Below are 6,608 nucleotides of genomic sequence, written 5' to 3'. Positions count from 1 at the left end.
CTTTTTTAAGCTTTTTAAGCTATAATTTCGTTCTCTTTAAAAGATGCGTCCGTAGCTCAGCTGGATAGAGCACCGGTTTGCGGTACCGGCGGTCAGGGATTCGAATTCCTTCGGGCGCACCATCTTTCTTTAGATAACTCTTCCCTTCTTAATTATCAATCATAAGCATTTTTATAAAATACCCGATAATCTTCCCCATACCAGTCCTAAATATTCATGAAAAGCTCTTTCTGAACGCATTAATCCTCCAGCCGAAGGTAACTGAAATAGATCCTCTTCTTTTTTTACTAGAAAATCGGTTGGTGCAGGGATCGTATTGATGCCTGCTTTATGAAATAGGGCATTGGCACGCGGCATATGTGAAGCTGAAGTAACAAGTATCACAGGAGTGATACCAATGATTTTTTTTACTGCAATAGCTTCTTCATACGTATCTTTTGGAGTTTCCAGTAGAATGATATCAGCAGGGTTAACTCCCAACGCGATTGCTAATTGTGCGTTCTTTCGGGCATTAGAAACAGGATCGTTTTTAGCATATCCACTAAAAATAAGCTTAATTCCAGGATTTTGTTTATACAGAGTAATTCCTTCTATGTCGCGGATCAAGGAAGGGGGTTCTATTTCTGATTCAAGCGGAATTGTAGGGTTCGTAATGTGCCCTGATCCGAGTACATGAATATAGCGTATCGAAATATGAGATGAATCAATTTTTGGATAAGTACGTTCAAGGGGGAATAATAGAAGGGATGAAAAAGGGGTATAAGAAAGAAGACTAATCCATAAAAGTGACACAAAGAAAAAAGACTTTGCTTTTCGGATTGAACCTTTTTTCCAAAAAAATAAACTTAGCCCTAAAAGTATAAGAAAAATGGGAAAAGGCAAAAGAAAAGAGGAAAATGCCTTTTTTAGAAAAAACACGTTTTATTTATTCTTTCGTGCCGTAATCTCACCCAAAAAGCTTTCCAAATCGTATTTGACTCGGTATTGAGGGGTTAGGATATGGATCAGAATATCGCCTAAATCGATAGCAACCCAGTCTCCGCTTTCATCAACGTATAAAAATTGTTCTTCAGGTTTGAGACCTTTTTTAAGATGGTCGAGCAGGGCAAGGGTATGGCGTTCTCCTAATGAAGACGCAAGGATAACGTAGTCGGCGAAATAGTCGCCTCCTTGGAGGTCAAAAACTTCGATTGCCTCGGCTTTGTTTTGGTCGAGGATGGCGCTTATTTTTTCAATTCTCGGATTCATTGAGTTCCTTATAGTAAGTGATTATGTCATTTTCGATTGCCGATTCAAGCCCCAAAGAATTGAAGGATGAGCGAAAATCGGTTGAACTGATCTCCTCATTGACGTTGAGGGAAATCATATGTTTCGGGATAGGGATATTACCCCGTGAGGCTATAACCCAGTGCACCATCTGATTTAATTCCTCAAATCGGTGCCAATCATGAAGCTTCTCGAGATTGTCTGCCCCAATAATGAGGTAGATTTCATCGTAAAGTGCCGCATAATGTTTCACCGTTTCGATCGTCGGTACGCTACGGTTTTGTTTAATCTCAAAATCGCTGATTTCGACATTCGGATAATCGGCAAAAATGGTTTGCAGCCATTTATAACGTACCGTGCTGTTTGCGCGTACTGTTGCTTTAAATGGATTTCGTGATGCAGGGACGATGACTAACCGATTTATCGGCAGAATCTTCAACGCTTCATTAACGATACGGACGTGTCCGGCATGCGGCGGATCGAAACTTCCGCCATAGAGAGCAAGCTTCATGAGCCTTAACTTCTTTTAATCGTAATTATAACCGATTTTTGGTAAAATCCCCCCTATTTAGTTTTAGGAAAAAGGTGATGGCATTGAAGATTGCTATTAACGGTTTCGGTCGTATCGGTCGCTGTGTTACTCGTATCATCGCTTTACGCGAAGATATTGAGCTCGTAGCGATTAATGATATGGCTTCAATCGATATGATACTTTATCTCCTCCAAAACGATTCGGTTCATGGATCCTTTGGAACGGATGTGGCAGTGGTAGAGGGAGAGTATCTGCAAATCGGACAAAATAAAGTCCGAATATTGTGTGAAAAAAACCCTGAAAATCTCGATTTTGGCGCTCTGGGTGCTGATGTTGTTTTGGAATGCAGCGGTCTGTTTTTGACGGAAGCTTTGACGCGTCACCATTTGGAAAAAGGGGTTAAAAAAGTTATTCTCTCCGCTCCGACGCAAGACAATACGATCCCGACGTTTGTATTGGGTGTTAATGAGCACCTTTATGCCGGCGAAAGTATCATTTCTAATGCTTCGTGTACGACAAATTGTTTGGGCCCGATTGCAAAAATTATCGACGAAGCGTATGAGATTGAAAAAGGGCTTATGACCACAATTCATGCGTATACAAACGGGCAGGCGATTATCGACTCGGCGCATGGCACTGATAAACGCCGTTCTCGTGCGGCAGCACTCAATATGATTCCGACGACGACGGGTGCGGCAAAAGCACTTAGTCTTGTTCTGCCAAATCTGGAAGGGAAACTTCACGGACAAAGTGTCCGTGTTCCTACTCCGGATGTTTCTATGGTAGATTTAAATGTTGTCGTGAAAAAACGGACAACCAAAGAAGAAGTCAGTGCCCTTTTCAAATCGTATGCCCATCATCAGATGCAGGGAATTTTAGAGGTAGATGAACGGTATCGTGTTTCGCAGGATTTTGTAGGTTCAAGTTTCAGTGCTACAGTAGCAGATGATCTGATACAGGTGATCGACGGAAATTTAATCAAAATCATGGCGTGGTATGATAACGAGTGGGGATATTCCAATCGACTTATCGAAATGGCATTGTTTATTAATAAACAATAAAATATAATAAAATTAATTTTTAATCTTACAGTAAGAAGGAAAAAAATGCAGTTACTCGGTATCAAAGAGTGCGACATTCACGGCAAAAAAGTATTTATACGATGTGACTTTAATGTCCCTACGGATGATTACGGCAATATTACCGATGATCGCCGTATCCGTTCGGCTCTTGCAACCATCAGCTATTGTTTGGATCAAGGATGTGCGATCATTCTTGGGTCACATTTCGGACGTCCAAAAGGGGAAATGGATGAGAAATATTCTCTAGCCCCTGTTGCTAGAAGACTGCATCAACTTCTTAAAATTGAAGTAAAACTGGCTGCTGACGTTGTTGGAGAAAGTGCAATGAAACTCTCATCTGAGCTTCAATGCGGAGAAGTAATGCTATTGGAAAATCTACGCTTTGAAAAAGGTGAAACAAAAAATGATCCTGAACTGAGCCGTGCATTGGCATCCATGGTTGAGGTCTATATTAATGATGCTTTTGGTGTAAGCCACCGTGCGCATGCTTCGGTAGCAGGGATTACCGAGCATTTTGACAAAGCACATAAAGCAGCAGGCTTTTTACTTCAAAAAGAGATTCAGTTCTTTGATATTCTCCTAGAACGTCCCGTCCGGCCGTTTGCTGCAATCGTAGGGGGGAGTAAAGTTTCCGGAAAACTTGAAGCGTTAATTAATCTATTGCCAAAAGTTGATAAAGTGTTGATCGGTGGAGGAATGGCATTTACATTTCTCAAAGCACTTGGATACGATGTAGGGAATTCCTTGGTCGAAGATGATTTATTAGATGAAGCAACGAACATTATGAATGAAGCGAAACGTCTTGGAGTCAAGTTTTATCTCCCCTTTGATGTAGTCGCGGCAGAGAAATTCGCTCCGGATGCAATGAGCCGTTTATGCAGTGTTCAAGAGATCCCCACCGGATGGATGGGATTGGATATCGGACCTGCAACGGTACGATTGTATCGTCAGGTTCTCGGTGATGTGCAAACGATTTTGTGGAATGGCCCGATGGGAGTTTATGAGATGGAACGTTTTGCTCGCGGGTCCAATAAAATTGCCCACTTTGTTGCTGATTCGTATGCAACAACTGTTGTCGGGGGCGGAGATACAGCTGATTTGGTTCAGCGTATCGGGCTTGATGAGGAGATGACATTTATCTCAACGGGAGGCGGTGCGTCGTTGGAATTGTTAGAAGGGAAAATCCTTCCGGGCGTAAAACCTTTGATGAAATAAAAAATTTAAAAGCACGGTTTGCTGTGCGCGGGCTTTCTGCCAAAGAAAACTTAGCGTTAGCGTAGCCGAGCGGGGCTTTGCTCCGTTGGCGTTATTCCGAACAAAGAGAGGAAATTAAATGATACTTTGTGCAAATTTCAAAGCGAATAAAACGCGCCAAGATACTCGAGCTTATATGGCCGTGGTAGAATCGTTTGTCAGTGCAAACAATATTGATGATACGATCATTGTTTTCCCTCCGTTCACGGCACTGGAACACCTTCCTCGTAATGTATTGATCGGTGTTCAAAATGCGTATCCGGCTCAAAATGGGGCTTTTACAGGTGAAATCACCTTGGAACAGCTTGAAGAGTTTGAGATTAAAACAATTCTTATCGGCCATTCTGAACGCCGACATATTCTGGGTGAGACGCAAGAACAGATAGCGGCAAAATTTCGCTTCTTTGCAGAGCAGGGATTTGTAATCGTATATTGTGTAGGCGAGCCTCTATCGGTTCGTGAAGAGGGCATATCATCTTTAATGACCTATATCGAAGCTCAGTTCGAGGGGATTGATCTAACCTATCCTGATCTGATAGTGGCGTATGAGCCGGTATGGGCAATAGGTACGGGACTCACTCCATCTTCGCAAGATATTGAGCAGGTTCACGGTGCATTGCGGGAAAAAACTGCTGCACCTCTTTTATACGGCGGAAGTGTCAAAGTGGATAATGCGGGTGATATTATGGCTCTTGAAAACGTGGATGGTGTCCTCGTCGGATCGGCGGCACTCAGTGCGCATGATTTTTGCGACATGGTCGCTCAGGCTTCAGAATTAAACATGGAAAAAGGAGAATAAAGAAAGATGTTAATGCAAGGGAAAAAAGGACTGATCGTAGGATTGGCCAATGATAAATCGATCGCATACGGAATTGCACAGGCGCTTCATGCACAAGGGGCGCAAATGGCGTTCACCTACCTAAACGAAGCGTTGCAAAAGCGTGTAGAGCCCATCGCAGCTAGTTTTAATAATAGCCCTGTTTATAAATTGGACGTATCCGATGAGTCGGATATGGAAGCTATTGCAGCTAAAGTAGCGGCAGACTTCGGCCAAATCGATTTTTTGGTTCACTCAGTTGCATTTGCTCCCAAAGAAGCACTTACGGAAGGATTCATGAAAACTTCTAAGAGCGCCTTCCAAATTGCAATGGATGTTTCTGTTTATTCGTTGATCGATTTGACCAATCGTCTTGAAAGTGTTTTGGCACCGGGCGCTTCTATTATTACTCTGAGTTACCTCGGCGGACCGAAATACATCCCGAACTATAATGTAATGGGTGTTGCAAAAGCGGCACTCGAATCTACGGTTCGCTATATGGCAGTAGAATTGGGTGCATCCAAAGGACAGCGTGTTAACGCGATCAGTGCCGGACCGATCCGTACCCTTGCTGCCAGCGGAATCGGCGATTTCAAACAAATCCTGAACTGGAACGAAGCCAATGCTCCGCTACGTAAAAACGTTACGATCGAAGAGGTTGGAAACTCAGCCATGTACTTGCTTAGCGATCTCTCCAGCGGTGTAAGCGGTGAAGTGCATTACGTTGATGCGGGCTATAACATCATGGGTATGGCAGCGGTAGAGAAAAACAGTGATGGTAAAAGTGTTTTTGTCTGGGATGGAATGAAATAAGATAATAGTGCCCCGCAATTTACCTAGAGTCTAACCGCTGGCAGTAGTGCCAAAGCGGTTGGAAGCGTTCTATTGAGGGGGTGATTTTCTTTTGGATACTTTTCTTATGAAAAAGAAAAGTATTAAACGTTACGAAACGTTACTTGCCGATAACGGGCAAACTGTTCACTTTATCGATCTCCGAAGGCTCTTTCGGCTGCCCCTCTTTCATCTTCGCTTGATTTTCTTGATAGGCTTTCCATTTATCCACATACTTTTGCAGTGTAAACGGAGTAGTATCTTCCGGCTCCTGAATGACAGGAGCGGTTGTGGTCACAACCGTGCCGTTTGGTGCCGTTTTGGTCGTTACTACTTTATCAGATTCGATTTTGGTTGTAGTTACTGTTCCATCCGGTGCAGTAGTGGTTTTGGTACTGGTTGCTGGTGACCACTCTTCTTTGAGCCAGCTATCGAGGGATTTTTGCATCATTCCACCCTTGGCTTCTGCCGCAGTGTTGGGAGTAACAGCATTCAATGAGCTGTTTTGCGAGGGAGATACATCTACATGGTTGGAGCAAGCGCTTAGCAATAATGTGGATAGGGATATAGTAATCAAGTGAGAAGATTTCACGGTCGGTTCCTTTATACTGTTTGATAAATTAATACTAATCTCCATACTATACCATAATCGTCTCAAAAGGCTATTTAGTGAAGTGCAAACGCAGCCATTACAAAATTGTCACATTCCCTAACACGGGCATTTGCATAAAGTAAACCAACGGAAAACAAAATTATTTTTTTACAGCTATGTTTAAGAATAGCGGCGTTACAATTAACCCCGACGAAACAAAAACATAAGGTCAAG

8 protein-coding genes and 1 tRNA gene are annotated in these 6,608 nt (G+C 42.8%); 5 read left to right on the top strand and 4 right to left on the bottom strand.

The genetic code is table 11. The features are described 5' to 3' along the window. The first annotated feature begins 45 nt into the window (after window positions 1–45). Window positions 46–122, top strand: a tRNA-Arg gene (locus tag PHP90_RS07440). Between the two features lie 49 nt (window positions 123–171). Here the strand turns inward: PHP90_RS07440 and PHP90_RS07435 are convergent. Genes PHP90_RS07435 through nadD form a run of 3 tightly spaced genes read right to left on the bottom strand, consistent with a single transcriptional unit; the run spans window position 172 to window position 1,777 of the window. Beyond that, the gene (locus tag PHP90_RS07435; RefSeq protein ID WP_299927592.1) at window positions 172–918 is read right to left on the bottom strand and encodes an ElyC/SanA/YdcF family protein; all 747 of its coding nucleotides are present in this window, start codon (window positions 916–918) and stop codon (window positions 172–174) included. A 3-nt stretch (window positions 919–921) separates the two neighbouring features. Then, on the bottom strand, window positions 922–1,248 hold the full coding sequence (gene rsfS / locus PHP90_RS07430; RefSeq protein ID WP_299927590.1) for a ribosome silencing factor: 327 nt from the start codon (window positions 1,246–1,248) through the stop codon (window positions 922–924). Beyond that, on the bottom strand, window positions 1,232–1,777 hold the full coding sequence (gene nadD / locus PHP90_RS07425) for a nicotinate (nicotinamide) nucleotide adenylyltransferase (protein WP_299927587.1): 546 nt from the start codon (window positions 1,775–1,777) through the stop codon (window positions 1,232–1,234). The genes rsfS and nadD overlap by 17 nt, the downstream gene beginning before the upstream one ends. Before the next feature lie 77 nt (window positions 1,778–1,854). Between nadD and gap the strand changes: the two genes are divergently transcribed. The 4 genes from gap to fabI all read left to right on the top strand — a co-directional run bounded on the left by gap (window position 1,855) and on the right by fabI (window position 5,764). Further along, window positions 1,855–2,859, top strand: a complete 1,005-nt coding sequence (gene gap / locus PHP90_RS07420; RefSeq protein WP_299927584.1) for a type I glyceraldehyde-3-phosphate dehydrogenase — start codon at window positions 1,855–1,857, stop codon at window positions 2,857–2,859. 45 nt (window positions 2,860–2,904) lie between these two features. After that, window positions 2,905–4,095 carry a phosphoglycerate kinase gene (locus PHP90_RS07415; protein WP_299927581.1) on the top strand — a complete coding sequence of 397 codons (1,191 nt, stop codon included), beginning with the start codon at window positions 2,905–2,907 and terminating at the stop codon, window positions 4,093–4,095. A 118-nt stretch (window positions 4,096–4,213) separates the two neighbouring features. Further along, window positions 4,214–4,933, top strand: coding sequence for a triose-phosphate isomerase (locus PHP90_RS07410; protein WP_299927578.1), 720 nt, complete (start codon window positions 4,214–4,216; stop codon window positions 4,931–4,933). A gap of 6 nt (window positions 4,934–4,939) precedes the next feature. Beyond that, window positions 4,940–5,764 carry an enoyl-ACP reductase FabI gene (fabI, locus tag PHP90_RS07405; protein WP_299927575.1) on the top strand — a complete coding sequence of 275 codons (825 nt, stop codon included), beginning with the start codon at window positions 4,940–4,942 and terminating at the stop codon, window positions 5,762–5,764. A gap of 139 nt (window positions 5,765–5,903) precedes the next feature. On the opposite strand, the gene PHP90_RS07400 is transcribed toward fabI, so the two are convergent. Next, window positions 5,904–6,374: a hypothetical protein gene (locus PHP90_RS07400; protein ID WP_299927572.1), complete on the bottom strand. Its 471-nt coding sequence runs from the start codon at window positions 6,372–6,374 to the stop codon at window positions 5,904–5,906. Window positions 6,375–6,608 lie beyond the last annotated feature (234 nt).

The sequence above is a fragment of the Sulfuricurvum sp. genome (assembly GCF_028712165.1).
GTDB lineage: Bacteria > Campylobacterota > Campylobacteria > Campylobacterales > Sulfurimonadaceae > Sulfuricurvum.
The sequence above is the reverse complement of the archived record's forward strand: the minus strand, read 5'-3'. Positions and strand labels throughout refer to the sequence as shown.

Coding starts and splice junctions, on each gene's coding strand:
- rsfS (WP_299927590.1), bottom strand. CDS start 1,248: ATGAATCCGAGAATTGAAAAAATAAGCGCCATCCTCGACCAAAACAAA.
- nadD (WP_299927587.1), bottom strand. CDS start 1,777: ATGAAGCTTGCTCTCTATGGCGGAAGTTTCGATCCGCCGCATGCCGGA.
- gap (WP_299927584.1), top strand. CDS start 1,855: ATGGCATTGAAGATTGCTATTAACGGTTTCGGTCGTATCGGTCGCTGT.
- PHP90_RS07415 (WP_299927581.1), top strand. CDS start 2,905: ATGCAGTTACTCGGTATCAAAGAGTGCGACATTCACGGCAAAAAAGTA.
- PHP90_RS07410 (WP_299927578.1), top strand. CDS start 4,214: ATGATACTTTGTGCAAATTTCAAAGCGAATAAAACGCGCCAAGATACT.
- fabI (WP_299927575.1), top strand. CDS start 4,940: ATGTTAATGCAAGGGAAAAAAGGACTGATCGTAGGATTGGCCAATGAT.